This window comes from Clostridium amazonense (assembly GCF_056431285.1).
In genome coordinates this window covers 311,968-328,625 of sequence record NZ_JBWKMH010000010.1, presented here as the reverse complement: position 1 = coordinate 328,625, position 16,658 = coordinate 311,968, and the positions used below count along the sequence as shown (strand labels likewise).

Genomic DNA, 16,658 nt, shown 5'->3' with positions numbered 1-16,658 from the left:
TCACCCCAGTTATTATTTATTTTAATAAAATATATTTTTAATAGGATAAAGCTCTAGATATATAATATAACTTTTGGTCAAAATCCTTTTCCATTGCTAATGCATCTTTTATATCTATATCCATAACTTCTCCATTTTTCATTCCAACTGCTCTTGCTGTTTTCCCATCAATTAGTAATTCAATTGCTCTTGCACCTAATTTAGATGCTAAAATTCTATCAAATGCACTAGGATTTCCACCTCTTTGTATATATCCAAGTACCGTTGCTCTACATTCAATTCCTGTCACATCTTCTAACTGTTTTGCTAGTGTTTCTGCTCCACCTATATTTTTAGCCACACCTTCAGCTAATATTATTAAATTGTGGACTTTACCTTTAGTTTTCCCTTCAAATATTGATGCACATATTTCATCAAAACTAAATTCTACTTCTGGTATAATTACATTTTCAGCTCCACCTGCTATGCCTGCAAATAATGCCAAATCTCCACATTCTCTGCCCATAACTTCTACTATACTAATTCTTTGATGAGATGTTGATGTATCTCTTATTTTATTTATACAATCTAATATAGTATTAAGTGCTGTATCGAATCCTATTGTATAATCTGTATAAGCTAAATCATTGTCTATAGTTCCTGGAATCCCTATAACTTGAACACCTAGTTCACTTAAAAGTTCCGCTCCTTTAAATGAACCATCCCCACCTATAACAACAAGCGCATCCATCTTAAAAACATCCATAACCTTTTTAGCTCTTTCTCTGCCTTCAAGGGTTTTAAATTCTTCACTTCTTGCGGTTTTAAGTATTGTTCCACCTCTATGAATTATATCTGCTACTGAATTTCTATCTAATTCAATAATATTCCCTTCTACAAGTCCGTTATATCCATTTTGAACACCTAATATTCTTAAATTATTATCTGTTCCCATTCTTACAACTGCTCGTATAGCAGCATTCATTGCGGGTGAATCGCCGCCACTTGTTAAAACGCCTATTGTTTTCATAAAAAACCTCCTATACTTCACCTACACTATAAGATTTCAATGTGAACCTTAAATTTATAAAATTACTTTATATTATAAATAGTAAGCAAATTTTGTATTTTTATCAATGAGTTTCATCTATTTTTAACATAAAAGTTTACTTTTTATTAATTATAGTTTCCAATACTAATAATATAAATACTTTTTTATAGTGTTTCATCTTTAATTTTAAAAGAATAAACTTTGTTTTACACTACATTTTAAGTTTTACATTTATATTTTTAAATAATTCACTATATAAATTATCACAAGACTATAAAAAAAATGATACTTTTATTTTATTCCTTATTTTTAATTTAATATAATTTATCAATTGACAGTTTATAGTGAATATAAAAATTGTATTTCCAATTTTAAAGAATAATTTTTTATCAAATTTGCAGAGCAAATTAGTTGAAAACAATATAAAAACGTAGTTTTTAAGCATTTCCATTTTTAGATATTAGGAACGAAGTGAGTAATATCAACTATAACTTTTCACTCTTAATTCTTACTTGGTTCCAAATATAAAAATAAACTGTAAGCTTAATAATATCATTTGAGAAAGACATTACTTTAAATTTGAACTTGGAACCCTATATCACTGAAACAACTTCAGGAGCATAAACCTTTTTCAAGTTCTTAGCCATTTTACTACTGTAAACTTTCTTATTATTTATATCTACAAGAATTAAATTAACTTGACTACTTCCATAAAAAGATAATTTATATAACTTACTATACTTTAATCTTTTTATAGCCTTTATTTCATCTTCTCTAGGACTTTCATTGCATATCATCACTAATGTTATATCACTACTCTTATGTTCACTATGAGGTTTTACTAAAACCTCTGTAAGCTTCTTTCCATATTCCCAAAAATCCATTAAAATATCTTTGTTTATATTGTCAAACTTCTTTATTAAACAATGCTCATTAATCTCATATCTATCTATAACATCATTTTTAGTTATAAAAGTTCTTCCTGCTATATTTTTATAACTTGCATACAAATTTATTTTCTTATTTTCTATAACTTCATCCTTATAAATCTTGAAATTCCTTTCATATTTTTTACTTAATTTTTCAATATATTCATCACTATTATTCATCATTTTCCCCTCCCATAAATTACTCTTATTCCAATTGAGCAAAAGCAATTTAAAATATAGTAAAAAAATTAACAATTAACAATGAAGGATAAAACTGAAAGCTCAGTTTTTTTAAGGAATTTTTAAAATAATTTGTAGAACAAATTAATTAAAGATTATATAAAAACTTAGTTTTTATGAACTTTTATTCATAAATATTAAGAACGAAGTTAATAATATCTACCATAATTGTTAATTGTTAATTGTTAACTGTTAATCAGTAATTGGTTCTAGATACAATAATTGGAATTAGCTGTAATATTAGTAGTATCATTTGAAAAAGCTATTATTTAAAATTTGAGATTTGAACCCTATATTAATAAAAGAGAACTTAAATCAAAAGTTCTCTTTATATATACTTTTATATTTGATTTTACGCTTGTTTTGTTGTTGATTTATTCTTATTTTTTATTAGTTGATTATATGCTTCTATTAGTAAAAGTATTGCTACTACTAATAATAATAGCCCCAATATTCCTAATACTATAGTTCCACCAGCAAATAAGTTTTTATAGATAAGTATAACTAAAGCTGTAATTGTTACAATAAACATAAATACCATAGGAACTATTGCCATTACATAACTTCTTCCCATTTTTAATAACCATGCACTTAATGCTAAAAGTGCTAGAGCAGCTAATAGTTGATTGGCAGAACCAAATATTGGCCAAATTTTTTCATAACCACAAACTGTTAAAAGTCCTGCTGCTACAACTGTAATTATTGTTGCAAACCACTTATTAGTACATGTTTTCTTCAATTCACCTTTTGTTTCTTCAAAAGTTTCTTGGAATATATACCTACCAATTCTTGTTGCTGAGTCTAAACTTGTTAATGCAAAAGCTGAAAATGTTAAAAGTACAAATACTCTACCTACATCAACAGGTACTCCAAATCCATTCATAAAACTTGCTAATCCATTTGCAAATACTGTTGCCGGTGCACCTTCTGTTTTTGCAAATGCTCCAACTGCTATAAGAGCAACTACTGCTACAATACCTTCTATTAGCATTGCACCATATCCTATAAGTCTTGCATCGCCTTCTTTATCTATCTGTTTAGAAGAAGTTCCTGATCCAATTAATGAATGGAAACCTGAAACTGCTCCACATGCAACTGTTACAAACAAGAATGGAAATAATGTCTCTCCTCTAACATTTGTAAATCCTGTAAATGATGCTATTTCTAAACTTGGATGACTTACAAATATACCTATAATTCCACCAATTAACATTGCATATAGTAAGAATGAACATAAATAATCTCTAGGTTGTAATAATATCCACACTGGCATTATTGATGCTGCTGCTATATATATTATTAATATTATCATCCAAGCACCTTTCCCTAGTTTTATAACTGGGAACATGTACCCAATCCATACACATAAGAATAAAAGTATTACTCCAACAACAGTGGATACCCCTACACCTTTGCCTTTTTTATTTACAAAATATCCAAAACCTATTGCAAGCACTATAAAAAGCATTGATGCAGTTCCAGCTTGAGCACCTGCTAAATTTTCAGGTTTTGCAGCATCATAAGCAAATGATCCTGCACAAATATCTGTAAATGCCGCAACAACTAATATTAATGTTGCCCATGCAAATATATTAAATAGTAATTTTCCTTTTTTACCCAACGTATCTTTTATAATCTCTCCAATACTTTTACCCTCATGCCTTATTGATGCAAATAATGCACCATAATCATGAACTCCTCCAACAAATATACTACCTACTAATATCCACAAGTATACTGGTAACCAACCAAAAACCGCTGCTACTATTGGTCCTGTTATTGGCCCTGCTCCAGCTATTGATGAAAAGTGATGACCCAATAATATTCTCGCATCTGCTGGTACATAATCAACATTGTCAAATTTAGTATGTGCTGGCGTTTGTCTCTTTAGATCAATGCCCCATTTTTTTCCTAACCATGCTCCATAAGTTACATAAGCAATAATAAATATAACTACTGCTCCTAACAATAAAACTACTGCATTCATAAAAATACTCTCCCCCTTTTTAATATTTACTCCATGAAATATATAGTTTCTTAGAATAAGCTATTTTACAAAGATATACATTAATTTAAATTAGGAGTTTATTTTAAAATTTAAATAATTTAGCTAAAATTAAAAAGATATTATTCTTTGGAAATATTTTTAAGTGTACTCATAATATGTTTTTTAAACATCTTGTAGACTTTTACTTCGATGAAATACTTTCAATAAATACGTTAACATAAGTGCATAAAAGTTAATTATAAACTCTATAGATTTAAAGTTAATTATATATCTGTGCTTACTAAATGTATATTAAACTAATATTATTTTATGATTATACAAATGTATTTATTTTACTTTTTTACCTTTAATTTAATTTTAAGCCCTACAATTTTATAAATCAAGTATTTAATTATATATATTAAAAAATTTAATATGTCATAAAAAATATAGAGGAGAATGAAATAGTTCATTTTCCTCTATACTTTAGTTTTTTATTTGCCTTCTATTATTTTTACATTATTCTCACCGAATAATTGTTTAAGTAAAATTAATGTGTCATATTCATTTTCCAACCAATAACTCTTATCTAATAAATAAGATTTCCTATCACTTGCAGTGCATAAGTATACAGGAGTATTCCCCCTAGCACCTATAAATTCCTGCTTTATAAGTGAAGTTGTATCTTTTAATTTATCCTTATTCTCAATTAATATATAGATTTTATCTTTTCCTATATTAATTAATGGTGTTATTTCTTCACACAAAATCTTATTTTGTTCATCTTCTCTTACTGCTACTCTTCCCTTAATTAGAACTACTTCATCTTCATTTATCATATTTCTACATTTATCAAAGGTTTTGGGAAATACAACAACTTCTATAGAACCATATATATCTTCTAACGTCAAAAATGCCATCATTGTATTATTTTTTGTTATTTTTCTACTTACTGTTGATATTAACCCACCAACTACAACTTTATCTCCATCATTTACTTTCATATTACTTTCTTGTATTTCAACTTCATCATCTAAAGCTTCTTCTTCCAAAGCCTCATCTTTAAGCAAATCAGATATTTTATGACTTGTTTGCATTTTCAATGAATTTTCGTAATCATCTAATGGATGTCCTGTAAGGTATATTCCTGTCATTTCTTTTTCCATAGCCAGTAATGCCCTTTTATTGAATTCTTTTATATTAGGGAATTCAACTTCCTCCGGCTTATCATCTTCCAAAATATCATTAAACAAGCTTAATTGCCCTTTTACATTTCTTTTTCTTTCATTGTTTATACCTTCCAATACTCTTTCAAACACAGCTGATAGTTTTGAACGATATATTCCTAATGAATCAAAAGCACCTGCTTTTATTAGACTCTCCACTGCTCTTTTATTAACTATAGATGTATCTATCTTATTGCAAAAATCCATCAATCCTACAAACTTACCTTTTTCTTCTCTATCTTGAACTATTGATTTTATAACATTGTCTCCTACGTTTTTTATAGCAGAAAGCCCAAATCTTATACTATTTTCATTAACAGTAAACTCAGAATAACTTTCATTTATATCTGGTGGAAATACATCTATACCTAGTTGATTTGCAAATCTAATATAAAATGCAACTTTTTCACTTATTCCCTTAACTGAATTTAGCATAGCTGCAATAAATTCTGCTGGGTAATATCTCATTAAATATGCAGTTTGATATCCAACTACAGCATATGATGCTGCGTGACTCTTATTAAATGCATAAGAAGCAAAATCCATCATTTGGTCAAATATTCGATTAGCTGCATCTTCAGATATTCCATTTCTAATACATCCTGGTACTTCTATGTTTCCATCTTCATCTACAATTCCATAAATAAAGTTTTTTCGCTCTTCTTCCATTACTTTATGTTTTTTCTTAGACATGGCTCTTCTAACCATATCACTTCTACCTAAAGAATACCCACCTAACTTTCTAACTATTTCCATTACCTGTTCCTGGTAAACCATAACTCCATAAGTTACGTCAAGTATATCTTCTAACTCTTTAGTTTCATATTTAACATTATCAGGATTTTTCTTACTCTCTATATATCTAGGAATTTCAGCCATTGGACCTGGTCTATAAAGACTTATTCCAGCTATGATATCCTCTAGTGAATCTGGCTTTAATTCCTTCATGAAACTTGTCATACCAGCTGACTCTAATTGAAATACTCCAACTGTTTTTCCTTCTCCAATCATTTTATATACATTATGATCGTCAAAATCTATCTTGTCTAAGTCAATATCAATTCCTTTATTTTTCTTTATAATTCTTAAGCAATCTCTCATTACAGTTAAAGTTCTTAAACCAAGGAAATCCATTTTTAAAAGTCCAAGTTCTTCTAGTGTACCCATTGTAAATTGTGTTACTATCATATCCTCATTTTTTTGAAGTGGAACATAATTTACAAGTGGTTTTGATGCTATAACAACTCCTGCTGCATGTGTTGAACTATGCCTTGGAAGACCTTCTAAATCTCTAGCTATATCTATAAGTTCTTTGACTCTTTCTTCATTATCATAAGCTTCCTTTAGCTCTGGATTCATCTCTAATGCTTTATCAATAGTTATATTTAAAACTGTTGGAATCATTTTGGCTATTCTATCTACTTCTGCATATGGATAATTCATAGCTCTTCCAACATCTCTAATTCCTGCTCTAGGTGCCATAGTTCCAAAAGTTATAATTTGTGATACATTGTTTTTTCCATACTTTTCAACAACATAATCTATAACTTTTTGTCTTCCTTCATAACAAAAATCCGAATCAATATCTGGCATACTAACTCTTTCTGGGTTTAAAAATCTTTCAAATATCAATCCATATTTAATTGGATCAATTTTAGTTATTCCTAAAGTATATGCTACTATTGCTCCTGCAGCCGAGCCCCGTCCTGGTCCTGTTGGCACTCCATTATCATTTGCATATTTTATAAAATCCCAAACAATTAAGAAATAATCTACATATCCCATTTGTTTTATTATGCCAAGCTCATATTCAAGTCTGTCAATAAGGTTTTTTGCTTCAGAATTTTCTGCTCCAATTTTTAATACAGCATCAAAATCATATTCTCTTCCTCTAAGTTCCTTAAAGGAATCATATCGTTCTATTAATCCAACATAACATTCCTTTTTTAAATACTCATATGCATCAGTACCTTCTGGCAATGGAAACTTTGGGAGCTTTGACTTATGAAATTCATAATCAAAATTGCATTCCTCAGCTATTTTAACTGTATTTTCTAATGCCTCTGGTATATATCCAAATACTTTTTTCATTTCATCTGGAGATTTTAAATAGAATTGATTAGAAGGATATCTCATCCTATCTTTATCTTCAACTACTTTTCCTGTCTGTATACAAAGTAGTACATCATGGGATTTAGCATCTTTTTCATTTATGTAATGCACATCATTTGTACATACAAGTGGTATATCACATTCTTTCGAAAGTTCTATAAGCATCTCATTTACTTTTAATTGTTCTTGTAAGTTATGATATTGAAGCTCTAGGTAAAATCCCTCTTTAAAGATTTTTTTAAACCTTAATGCCGCTTCTTTTGCTTTTTCTTTATTATTTTTTAATAAGTGTGATTGTACTTCCCCACCTAAACATGCACTTAATGCAATTAATCCTTCGCTATGACTTTCTAAAAACTCATGATCAACTCTAGGTTTATAATAAAATCCTTCTATTGATGCTTTTGAAACTATTTCCATTAGATTTTCATAACCTTTTTCATTTTTCACAAGTAAAACTAAATGATTGGTCTTATTCTCTGTTCTATTATCTTTAATGAACATTGAATTTGATGATACATATATTTCACATCCAATAATAGGCTTAATCCCAACATCTTTTGCAGCTTTATAAAAATCCACACATCCATACATCACACCATGGTCAGTTATTGCTAAACTCTTCATACCTAATTCCTTAGCTCTTTTTACTAGCTTATCAATCTTTCCTGAACCATCTAAAAGACTATATCCTGTATGAACATGCAAATGAACAAAATCGCCTAAATTCTCTTCCATTTATAACTCCTTTCTTTTGTTTTTATCATTTTCCAACTTAATCTCTTAACCTATTTTAAATTTCCTCTAACTATTAATCTTTCACTTCCGTCATCATTACATGTTACTAATGTTATAGTTGCACCTTCTGTTTCTTTTAACACATCCATATTATTAGGTGCTACAGTTTCACTATCTGTTACTATGTATGTGTAGTTATTTTCATATGTTGTAACTTTAATCTCATCACCTTTAACTAGTTCATTAATTTTTAAAAAGAATTCTCCTGTTGTGTAATTTCTATGTCCTGCCACTGCAAAATTTCCTTTTTCACCTGGCATAGCTGTATCTTCAAAATGCCCTACTGCATATGCTAAAGTTCCATCTTCAGTTCCTTCTCTTACAACAACACTTAGATTAATTTTAGGTATTTCTAACATACAAATAATACTTTCATCTTGTACCTTTCCTTCATCCACACCCTTCTCAAAAGCCTCTTTATATTCATTTTGAGCTTTCTGTGTTTTAGACTTATTGTTAATACCAATTCCAACCATTGCTATACCTGCACACAGCAGTAAAATTACAACTAAATTAAAAATTATTTTTCCAACCTTCACTTTTCTCTCTCCCTATTTTAAACTTCTCTTTATTTTATTAACTTTAGTCGCTATTTTTATACCATACAAAGCTTCTTTTGAAACTAATTTAATACCTGTTTTGCGACTTTTTAAAGCACCTATTTTATATGTTGCCTTAACTATATTACCAATAGACTTTTTCAATATTTTATTCATTTCCCCCTCCTCATCCCAATAAAGATTTTATAAGCCTATTTTACTATAATTAGTGCTAAATTGAAAATTAATATTAATTTCACTTATAGGGTTCCAATTTCAAATTTAAAGTAATGTTTTTCTCAAATAATAGTACTAATCTTACAGTTTATTGCTATATTTATATTGGGAATCAGTTGACAATTGACAGTTATAGTTAATATTATTCATTTCATTCCTAATATTTAAAATAAAAATACATAAAAACTACGTTTTTATATTGTTTTCAACTAATTTGCTCTGCAAATCTAATAAAAAATAATTTTTTAAAATTGGAAATCCAATTTTTACATTCATTTTCAACTTTCAATTTTCCATTAAATTAATTAGAATTCTCAATTGAAATAAGATTAATTTCAATTTTTAGCTTGTAACCCTATATAGGGTTACAAGTTCAAATTCCAAATAACACATTTATCAATTGAAAAACTTTTTTATTTCATCAAGAAACAGGAATTATTTAAATTAGTATTTCTTTAAAAATTGATTTAGAAAATCTTATTAATTTGTGTTTTATTTTCAAGACCTGAACCCAAGGACGGGTTCAGCGACTGCCTAGACAGGACGTCGATTCAGCCGTTTAGTCTTGGAAATAAAATGGCAAATTTATTAGAGTTTCTTTGAGATTTTTATGAATAACGTTTTAAATAATTACTGTTTCTTGGAATACTACTATTCTCATTTAATATTTGAATAATTTCATTTTTCAGCTTGGAACCCTATATAAGAAGACAAATAAAAAATTAAATAATGTCTTTTTAAATAAAAAAAGAAAGTTTCATATCAAAACTTTCATTTTTCATATTTTATATTAAATATTGTATAAATACTGTTGATAATCCTAAAAAGAAAAAGAATCCTAAAACATCTGTACATGTTGTAACAAATACAGCTGATGCTAAAGCTGGATCTACTTTTAATTTTTTAAGTATAACTGGAACTAAAAAACCTGCTGTTGTCGCTGCTGTCATATTTAATATCATAGCTGTGCCAAGTACTAATCCAAAAATAGGCTTTCCTGCCCAAATCATTCCAATCAATGCAGCTACTAGACCAACTGAAATCCCATTAGTAAATCCCACACCTAACTCTTTAAAAAATATTTTCCTTGAATTTTCTCCAGTTAATTCTCCTAATGCAATACCTCTTACAATAAGTGTTAATGTTTGTGTTCCTGCATTACCACCCATTCCAGCAACAATAGGCATAAATGTAGCTAAAATAACAACTTCACTGATTGTTCCTTGAAATAAATTTACTACACTCGATGCTATAATTGCTGTTACTAGATTTACAAATAACCATGGAAGTCTACTTTTAACTGATTCAATCATAGTACCATTTACTTTTTCACCTTCATCCATACCTGCAAGACGGTGAATATCTTCTGTTGTTTCATCTCTTAATATTTCCATAATATCATCAACGGTAACTATCCCAAGCATCTTATCATTATGGTCAACAACTGGCATAAGTAAGAATCCATACTTCTCGAACATATGTGCAACTTCTTCTTGATCCATATCATAAGTTAAGCTTATTACATTGGTATTTATTATTTCTGAAATTGGAGTATCAAAAGGGCTTACAACAATTTCTCTTAAAGAAACAACACCTTTTAACATCTCATTATTATCTATAACATACATATAATATGCTGTTTCTGCATCCGGAGCTACTTCTTGAAGATATTTTAATGTTTCTTTTACACACATACTTTCATTAATTGATATGAACTCCGTTGCCATTATTCCACCAGCAGTATCTGGATCATATGTTAACAGTTGTCTTACATCTTCTGCATCTTCTTTGGGCATTATACCTAAGAGTTTATTACTTTGTTCTTCATCTAATGTACCTAACAAGTCTGCTAATTCATCTGATGACATATCTTCAACAATTTTTCTTTGTTTACTTTCTGGAAACTTATTTAATATTTCAAATTTCTTATCGTCATCTTCTTCTTCATCTATAATTTGTGCTATCATCCACTCTGGTATTTTGCCTAATATATCCCAAATTAATTCTTCATTCTCATGTATAACATCTAAAATATCAGCTGGATGAATATCTTCAATATTTTCATTTATCTCTTCTAATGATGAGTAAAGTAAAAATTCTTTTAAATTCTCCTTATCTATTTCAATATTCATGTTTTTCCTCCCTTATTTGCTAAAGGAAATCGTGATATAAATGTCCGTACTATCTTCCTCTAGCTTAATATATCTTTCCCTAGAACACGTCTGACTATGAGGACCAGATTCCATTTATACCACCACACTTTCTTAAAATAAAATTAGAAACAAACTATAAAAGACTTTTTAGCTCACACTAAAAAGTCCTATAACTCTCTATCTGTGGAGCTTTGGCACTATAAAGCGTAGACAAACTAGCCAGCTACATTAAAAATTACCTTATCGATAACTTCTGCTAACCCGTTGGAATCTCTCGATTTTTCTGGGCAGTAGCATATTTCTTTATAGGAACCTCACCTAACAGTTATTTTTTTATCCTCACTTCATATTATTGCTTTAGCTTAAATATGTCAATTATTTTTAATTAATTAATATATATATCCGAAAATTCTACATCCATCTTACTGAGTGAGAATTTTTTAGATTTATATAATTCATATGCTTCATCACTATATTCATTTAATAAGTTTGGTATCGTAATAGTAAATTTTGAACCTACTCCAAATTCTGTATCAACTTCTATTTTCCCATTATGGAGTTCCACTAATGCTTTTACTATATAAAGACCTATGCCACTTCCTTCATTGACTTTAGTAAGTCTGTTGTTAATATTTTTAAACCTATCAAAAATAAAATCAATTTTATCTTTAGGTATTCCTAACCCATCATCCTCAACAGATATTTTTATAAAGTCTTTACCCTCTTGTATTAGTACAGTTATATTACCACCCTTTTTCCCAAACTTTATTGAATTTGAAAGTAAATTTAGCATTATTCTTTCCATCTTTTCTAAGTCAAAACTTATAATTTTTTCTTCTATTTCAGTATCAAATATCACATTTATTTCATGATTTTTAGCAAATTCTGCAACTGATAAACAAATATCCTCAATAAAATTTACTATATCATAGTTTTCAGGAGTATATTCAAGATATCCTGCACTTAGTTTTGTTGAATCTGTTAAATTATTTATTAACTTTAATAATCTAAAAATATTCTTTTTACATATAAATATATACTCCATATATTTTTCTTTATCTTCTACCTGATCGTGTTGCAATTTTAACATTAATATCTGTATTGCACTAGACATTAAATTTATTGGAGTTCTAAATTCATGAGATAAATTAGCAAAAAATTCTGTTCTTAATTCTTCTAATTCTAACTGTTGTTTTTTTTCAAATGTAATATCTGTTAAAACTTCTACTCTCCTAACAATTTTTCCACTTTCATTTTTAATTGGATTTGCCTTAAACCAAATCCATTTTATTTTATTATCTGATTTTATTATTCTAAATTTACATTCAAATTCATTTTTATAATCATAATTATCTAAAATCCACTTATCTTCATCGTATATACATTGTTTTAAAATTTCTATGCTATTATAACCTTTTACCTTATTATAATTTAATCCAGTTAATCTTTCATAAGCTTCGTTTGCATATAATATCTCTTCTTTAGAGCTAAATATTATTGCATCTTGAATGTTGTCGAATATCTCCCTGATTACCTCTTCTTTTCGCTTCATTCGCTTTTCAAACTCTTTTTGTTTAGATATATCTCTAATTATTCCAACAACTCCTCTTACATTATTATATTCATCTATAAATGGACTTTTAATACATTCTTCTAAATGTTTTATTCCTTTATTGTTATAAAGTTTCTGTTCAAACTTTATATTCATTCGATTTTCAATTACAATTTTATCAGTTCTTTCAAATGCTTCTGCATCACTTTTTAATAAAGGTATTTCATTATCTTTTTTCCATAATATATCTGATTCTTTTAATGCTAGATGCTTTTCTAATGCTTTATTGAAAAAAACATATCGTCCCTCCATATCTTTTAAAAAAATAGATGTTGGAATGCAATTAAAAAGATTTTTGCTAAAACACTCATTATTAACTAAATTATTTTCACTAAATAGATTAAATATATTTCCCCATATAACAATTCTTTTTTCTGATAATTTCGTAAATTCTAATTCTCCATATTTATACTTTCCATTTTTTAATACTTTTTTTATAATTTCAATCAAATTTATATTGTTATCTTTAAATGTTTTTGGTAATATCTCTAGATCCTTTTCATTGCTAAAATTTCTATAATTGCTTTCAATTACAATAATGTCTTTAATCTGTCCAGTGCTATTTTTTATAACCTCACAATAAAAATAATTAATAGGACTGACCTCTAGTATCTCTCTAAAATTCTCCCCACCCAAAACACTTTACCTCCTGCTATCTTCATAAATTTAAATTATAAATTAGTACCAGAACACAAAATATTAAAATAGAATTTTATTATATAGTATTGAAATTATTTTACATATATTAAATTAATTATAATATTTTACAAGTGTATATACAACTTATTAACTTTAAAATTAAATATTTGTTTTAAATTTTGTATATTTTTTATAATATTTTGTATTTTTTTAAATAATTATATATTATTTAGCTTATAAAAAGAGCAAATTTATAATTAAACTTGCTCTTAAATATATTAAATTATTTTATAAATTTTAGAATTTAAACACAACCCCAATTACAGCGGCTAATCCTATGTATACAATGGGATGTTTTTTATATTTATTAGTCAAATACAATAATATTACTAGTAGTATTGTAGCTTTCATATTAATTAAATTTCTAATTTGTCCAAACTCTTTGAATTTATCTAAATTTAATATAGCAATTTTTAAGACTTCAAATCCTGCTGCTGCTATAAGTCCAGTAACTGCTGGTCTTAGTCCATAAAATACTGATTTTACATATTCACTCTCTTTAAACTTTTCTAAAAAGTGTGCAATAGTTATTATTATTATTATTGATGGTGCAACAAGACCTATAGTTGCCAAAACACCTCCAAATATCCCACCTGAATGAAATCCAGCAAATGTTGCCATATTTACTCCTATTGGACCTGGTGTAGATTCTGAAACTGCCACCATATTTACAATCATTTTTTTATCAAACCATGTATATTTATTCGCTAAATCATACAAGAATGGAAGTGTTGCTAATCCTCCACCGATTGAAAATAATCCTATCTTAAAAAACTCTATAAATAACTTTATGTATATCATTTTTCTTACCTCTTACTTCCTTTTAATAATAATCCAATTGCCCCTGAAGCAAGTATTATATATATAGGTGATAACTTTAAAAAAGCAACTACAATAAAAGATAATATAGCAATAAAAATTCCTATATTATCTTTAACTGATGTTTTCCACAATTTAATTATTGCATTTATTACTAATACAACTACTGCAACTCTAATTCCTGAAAAAGCATATTGTACACACTGAATTTCTGCAAAGTTCTGCAAAAATGCAGCTATTGTCATTATAATAATCAATGATGGAAATATAACTCCTAAAGTTGCAATAATTCCTCCTACTATTCCTTTTTGTTTATATCCTATAAATGTTGCAGTATTAACTGCTATAACTCCTGGTGTACATTGTCCTACTGCGTAATAATCTACTACTTCTTCATCCGTTGCCCATTTTCTCTTCTCAACAACTTCTTTTTGTATCATTGGTAGCATTGCATATCCACCACCAAAAGTAAGACCTCCAATTCTAAAAAACGTCCAAAATAAGTCTAATAACTCCTTCATTTCTGTCCCCCTAAAAACTAATATATTGTATTTCACAAATAAAAAAGGTCATAAAAAGCATAGCTAAATATAGCTCTCCTTTTTAATGACCTTATAATTATAATATCATTTTAATCCATATTTTTCAACTTTTTAATTTTTGTAAACTCCTTCATAGTAACTGCTATAACAGCAAAAATTATGCCCTGTTTTATTAATGTATTAGCCCCTATAATACATCCTGTTTGCGGTAACATCTTATCACTACTATTTTGTTTTTTAACCTTTTTCTCTAATTTTTTTACTTCATCTTCATAATTTTTTATTTTTTCATTAGTTGCTTCATTTTGTTTTTCGTCTTCACACATTTCATTCTCAATATCAATTTCCAATTTTATTAGAGCATTAGTAAAACTATATTCTATATTTTTTTCTTTTCCTATTTTTTCTGAAAGCAAATCTATAAAACATTCATTATTTAAATAAAACTCATCTATTTTTTTATAACTTTTGTTATCTAACTTTTTTAATAATTTTTCATCCACAACACAATTATATATATTTTCTTCGTCTATACTACTATTGTTTAAATCCTTAATATTATTTATATTTATTTTATTATCTTTGTATTTAATGTATTCTACTTTTATTCCGTAAAATTGAATACAGCCTTTTTCCTTTATACCACTTTCTATAATTTTCTTTAGCTCATTTCCCTTTATATTTATTTTCTTATATTCAGTATCCTCTTTAAATAAACTAACTATGTTCTCTTTTGAAATTGCTCCCTCTTGTAACTTTCCCTTTATATTTTCTCCATTTATCATAGCTATATCTGTATGTGCAAATTCTTTCAAGTTATAACTTAAAAATTCTCCTAATGGAGATAATCCAACAATATTATCATGTATGAGTTCTGTTTCTAGTGTTCCTATATACCCTTTTTCAACACTTTTTTGAACATCTTCTTTTTTGTTTTCATCAACTATTTCTACCTCATAATTATTAATATCTTTAACTATTTTATTTTCAACTATTAAGTTATTTGAATTTGTTTTAACTACTAAACTTACATCCTTCAACTTAGAAATTTCATTCAATTGTGTTTTTATCATATCTGATTGTATACTATTTTCTTCTACATCAGTAATTATCACAAATTCATCAATACTCTCTTTTTCTTTTAATTCTTCAATGATATTTAATATTTTTTCTTTTGGCTCTGTAAAGTTAATTTCTTCCTCATTTAATATATATTTATCTAATATTTTAGCTCCTAAAAATGCTATTTTTTTATTTCCAACTTCTTTTATTTCATATTCGCAAATCTGATATTTATTATCTTTTAATTGCATATTAGAACATAATACTTTAATATCATCCTTCTCTTTAATAATATCTATATTGTCTATAAATTGATTACTACTATAGTACTTAATATCTGATAACTCCAAAATTTCACTTATACAATCATCATTTTCATAATTATTTCTATCATAATTTAAATCCATATTCATCAATAAAATTGTACTATTATTGTCTTGTACACTCATTTTAATTTTATTAATCAAATTTTCCTTTTCTTCTTTTGTAATTGATATAATATTGTTCATATTCATACTTAAAATATTAATATCACAATCATTTTCAATTCCATATGCTAAATTTTTTGTGCTTAATACAAATGTCAAAAATAAAGTAAAGATAACTACTTTTATCTTGTTATTCTTCTTAATCAAGTTTATTCCTCCATTCATAAAAAACATTTATATTTAAT

General features: G+C 27.3%; 11 protein-coding genes and 1 riboswitch. All 11 genes read right to left on the bottom strand.

Going from position 1 to position 16,658, the window contains the following annotated elements; translation table 11 throughout:
• Positions 1-37: 37 nt before the first annotated feature.
• Positions 38-1,009 (bottom strand): 6-phosphofructokinase, encoded by a 972-nt coding sequence (gene pfkA / locus AC07E4_RS05935; protein ID WP_040330516.1) that lies wholly within the window; start codon positions 1,007-1,009, stop codon positions 38-40.
• 614 nt (positions 1,010-1,623) lie between these two features.
• Positions 1,624-2,142 (bottom strand): DUF8052 family protein, encoded by a 519-nt coding sequence (locus tag AC07E4_RS05930; RefSeq protein ID WP_148361122.1) that lies wholly within the window; start codon positions 2,140-2,142, stop codon positions 1,624-1,626.
• Positions 2,143-2,551: 409 nt separating this feature from the next.
• A complete protein-coding gene (locus AC07E4_RS05925; RefSeq protein ID WP_040330518.1) occupies positions 2,552-4,186 on the bottom strand; it encodes a carbon starvation CstA family protein in 1,635 nt (544 codons plus the stop codon).
• A 494-nt stretch (positions 4,187-4,680) separates the two neighbouring features.
• Positions 4,681-8,262, bottom strand: a complete 3,582-nt coding sequence (locus AC07E4_RS05920; RefSeq protein ID WP_478215929.1) for a DNA polymerase III subunit alpha — start codon at positions 8,260-8,262, stop codon at positions 4,681-4,683.
• A gap of 50 nt (positions 8,263-8,312) precedes the next feature.
• On the bottom strand, positions 8,313-8,861 hold the full coding sequence (locus tag AC07E4_RS05915; RefSeq protein WP_040330521.1) for a class D sortase: 549 nt from the start codon (positions 8,859-8,861) through the stop codon (positions 8,313-8,315).
• A 12-nt stretch (positions 8,862-8,873) separates the two neighbouring features.
• On the bottom strand, positions 8,874-9,038 hold the full coding sequence (locus AC07E4_RS05910) for a hypothetical protein (protein WP_158644515.1): 165 nt from the start codon (positions 9,036-9,038) through the stop codon (positions 8,874-8,876).
• Positions 9,039-9,883: 845 nt separating this feature from the next.
• Entirely contained in the window at positions 9,884-11,230 is a 1,347-nt protein-coding gene (gene mgtE / locus AC07E4_RS05905; protein ID WP_040330522.1) for a magnesium transporter, read from the bottom strand.
• A gap of 190 nt (positions 11,231-11,420) precedes the next feature.
• Positions 11,421-11,584, bottom strand: a riboswitch (M-box (ykoK) riboswitch).
• Between the two features lie 52 nt (positions 11,585-11,636).
• A complete protein-coding gene (locus tag AC07E4_RS05900; RefSeq protein WP_074432741.1) occupies positions 11,637-13,499 on the bottom strand; it encodes a sensor histidine kinase in 1,863 nt (620 codons plus the stop codon).
• Between the two features lie 300 nt (positions 13,500-13,799).
• Entirely contained in the window at positions 13,800-14,363 is a 564-nt protein-coding gene (locus tag AC07E4_RS05895; protein ID WP_478215928.1) for a chromate transporter, read from the bottom strand.
• A 5-nt stretch (positions 14,364-14,368) separates the two neighbouring features.
• A complete protein-coding gene (locus AC07E4_RS05890) occupies positions 14,369-14,902 on the bottom strand; it encodes a chromate transporter (RefSeq protein WP_040330526.1) in 534 nt (177 codons plus the stop codon).
• Positions 14,903-15,012: 110 nt separating this feature from the next.
• Positions 15,013-16,620, bottom strand: coding sequence for a 5'-nucleotidase C-terminal domain-containing protein (locus AC07E4_RS05885; RefSeq protein WP_478215927.1), 1,608 nt, complete (start codon positions 16,618-16,620; stop codon positions 15,013-15,015).
• Positions 16,621-16,658 lie beyond the last annotated feature (38 nt).

What these genes read in the sequence shown, in the direction of transcription:
- pfkA (WP_040330516.1), bottom strand. Translation starts at nt 1,009, where the DNA reads ATGAAAACAATAGGCGTTTTAACAAGTGGCGGCGATTCACCCGCAATG.
- AC07E4_RS05930 (WP_148361122.1), bottom strand. Translation starts at nt 2,142, where the DNA reads ATGATGAATAATAGTGATGAATATATTGAAAAATTAAGTAAAAAATAT.
- AC07E4_RS05925 (WP_040330518.1), bottom strand. Translation starts at nt 4,186, where the DNA reads ATGAATGCAGTAGTTTTATTGTTAGGAGCAGTAGTTATATTTATTATT.
- AC07E4_RS05920 (WP_478215929.1), bottom strand. Translation starts at nt 8,262, where the DNA reads ATGGAAGAGAATTTAGGCGATTTTGTTCATTTGCATGTTCATACAGGA.
- AC07E4_RS05910 (WP_158644515.1), bottom strand. Translation starts at nt 9,038, where the DNA reads ATGAATAAAATATTGAAAAAGTCTATTGGTAATATAGTTAAGGCAACA.
- mgtE (WP_040330522.1), bottom strand. Translation starts at nt 11,230, where the DNA reads ATGAATATTGAAATAGATAAGGAGAATTTAAAAGAATTTTTACTTTAC.
- AC07E4_RS05895 (WP_478215928.1), bottom strand. Translation starts at nt 14,363, where the DNA reads ATGATATACATAAAGTTATTTATAGAGTTTTTTAAGATAGGATTATTT.
- AC07E4_RS05890 (WP_040330526.1), bottom strand. Translation starts at nt 14,902, where the DNA reads ATGAAGGAGTTATTAGACTTATTTTGGACGTTTTTTAGAATTGGAGGT.